Origin of the sequence: Corynebacterium sp. TAE3-ERU30, assembly GCF_019209925.1 — a bacterium.
Taxonomy (GTDB): Bacteria; Actinomycetota; Actinomycetes; order Mycobacteriales; family Mycobacteriaceae; genus Corynebacterium; species Corynebacterium megadyptis.
Map to the genome: position 1 here is coordinate 1 of NZ_JAHUTO010000006.1, position 2,407 is coordinate 2,407.

At 32.2% G+C, this 2,407-nt stretch carries 2 protein-coding genes; both read right to left on the bottom strand.

All coding sequences use genetic code 11. From position 1 onward, the window contains the following. Positions 1–439: 439 nt before the first annotated feature. Positions 440–1,969: an IS1182 family transposase gene (locus KR227_RS10655; RefSeq protein ID WP_218365314.1), complete on the bottom strand. Its 1,530-nt coding sequence runs from the start codon at positions 1,967–1,969 to the stop codon at positions 440–442. 222 nt (positions 1,970–2,191) lie between these two features. Then, positions 2,192–2,407 (bottom strand): hypothetical protein (locus KR227_RS10660; protein WP_218365315.1); only part of this gene is annotated, 216 nt, incomplete at its 5' end.

A 2,407-nucleotide genomic window follows, 5' to 3' on the forward strand; every position in this document is an offset into this window, starting at 1 on the left:
AATATACTACCCACTTTTTCTATAGTAATTTTTGTATTTGTGCTTCCACAAAAGCTACAATTCATTTTAACGTTTGACATAAAACTGTTTTAAGTTAATATTTAATTCTAAGTTGAAGTAAAAATTACTTACGATACACAATTACCTCCTATATCCAAATAAAATTATAAAAAACATATTAATTTTTAATGCAATAGACAAAGACAATCTTACGTATTTTAAATTATTTAATCAGTTTAATAGCTAAAGATATTTCTTAATAATACAAAATGTGTGAAAAAGAATTGGCAATGAATAAAAATTGAAAAGAGTAAAAAAACAATAAAAAGAAGCCGTCTTGATACCCATCAAGGCGGTTTTTTTATTTGTTTTTGGTAGGATTATAAAAAAATGAGATTTATATCTTTGATTTAGAAAAAAGACAGAATGATACCCTTTGTTAAGCTACCATTTTCTTTAAATTATGAGCTAAAGCATGTAATCCGAACTCTAATTCTACTTTTTTCAAGCCTTTTAAGCTAAATCGCTTAAAGTTTCGGTTGTGTTTAAGATGGGCAAATACAGCTTCTACATCTGCCATACGCTTTTTTCTTCTTAATACTCCGGTGGCTGATAGTAAGTTTTCTCTTGCTCTGGCTTTGTAATATTCTAAAGGGTGATTTCGCTCTATACTTCGATTGCCTTTTGCTTTAAAACAAACGCCTCTTAAAGGACAACCCTCACAGTTCTTTGCCGTATAACAACTGTATTTCTGAACATAACCCGATTTGGTTTTCTTGGTTATTTCCTTACTCTTTTCCATCACTTGCCCCATAGGACATACATAATAATCTTCTTCTTTGTTATAGTATAAACTGTCTCTGTCAAAAGGTTTATTCCGGGTCTTTTTCTTCTTAGAAGTGCCTTGTTCTTTATCAAATAAAGGATATTTTACATAAGCTTTTATGCCTTTTTCATTCAATAACTTAAAATTCTCTTCACTGCCGTAACCGGCATCTGCCGTTAACTCTTGGGGTAAGCTCCCGTAAAGTTCAAAGTGATTCTGTAGATGTGATTTTAATGTATGTAAGTCATTGGTGTCTTGGTGAAGGGTATAATTAACGATGATTTGATTCTCGGTACTGATTTGTGCATTATAACCCGGTTTGAGCTGTCCGTTCTGCATATGATCGTCTTTCATTCGCATAAAGGTAGCATCCGGATCAGTCTTACTGTAAGAGTTTCTGCTTTGTAAGATCTCTTCTTGCTGTTGGTATTTCTCTAAACGATCGGCAAAGTTCTTTTTTATATAGCGTGCCTTGGCTTTACGTTTTGCATCGGTAGATTTTTCTTTGATAATTTTACTCATCTTCTCAGCGGTCTGCCGAATCTTTTCAGGACTTATTTTTTTAAAAGAGGGAGGCTCGGGTGGGTCTTGGTCTTGCTGATCGGCAATGCTTTGGGCATAGTTCCATAACTCTTCCAACTGCTCTGCCATTTTGGCTTTTCGGGTTTTTATCGCATTACCCCATACAAAAGTATATCTTCCGGCTACCGATTCTATCTTGGTGCCATCGGTATAAACTTTTTTTAAACTCAATAAGCCTTCTTGGGCTAATAACATTACTACTTGAGCAAACAAATCTTTAAAGACTTCTTTTAGTTTTTCACTTCTAAATCGGGCAATGGTGTTATGGTCTGCCACTTGTTTGGCTGAGAGCCACATAAAATTAATATTCTCTCGCATGGCTTTTTCTATTTTACGAGAGGAATAAATATTGTCCATATAGGCATAGACCATTATTTTAAGCATCATCTTAGGATGAAAGGCAGGTTTTCCTTCTTTGTAATAAACTTCATAAAGAGAAGACAAATCCATGGTTTCTATGACTCCATTGACAATACGCACAGGATGGTGGGCAGGAATAAGTTCCTCAATGGAAGGAGGAAACAGCCAATTTTGTTGTTGATTATATTCTTTAAAGTTCATCTCAAAATGTTGAAATACAGTATTTAAAGATACTAAATTCTCTCTTAATCAACAACTATTACATGACTTTTTTTTAATAAGAAAACCGTCTCGGTTTTGAGACGGCTTCGTGTTTATTAAAGCTTGTTCAAAAATTAAATTAGAAAAGTTTTCTCAAAGTGTATTTTTTATATAAAAAATAGATTATCAATTGCTTATGTTGTACACTTTCTATAACAGGTATTAATTTTTAATTTTTTCTTGGAATTCTTTTGTAAACTTTTCTTGGTCTTTTTTTAACTTTTCTAAAGTATTTGGTAATATATAATTAAATAAAACCTCATCTTTTTCGTTAGTGAATATAAGCTCTTGCTCTTCATCTTTTAAAAGTTGAGCAAAAATTTCCCACATTGATTGATTCCTAACTTTTAATATCTCAAAAAATGGTTTTGCTTTTAT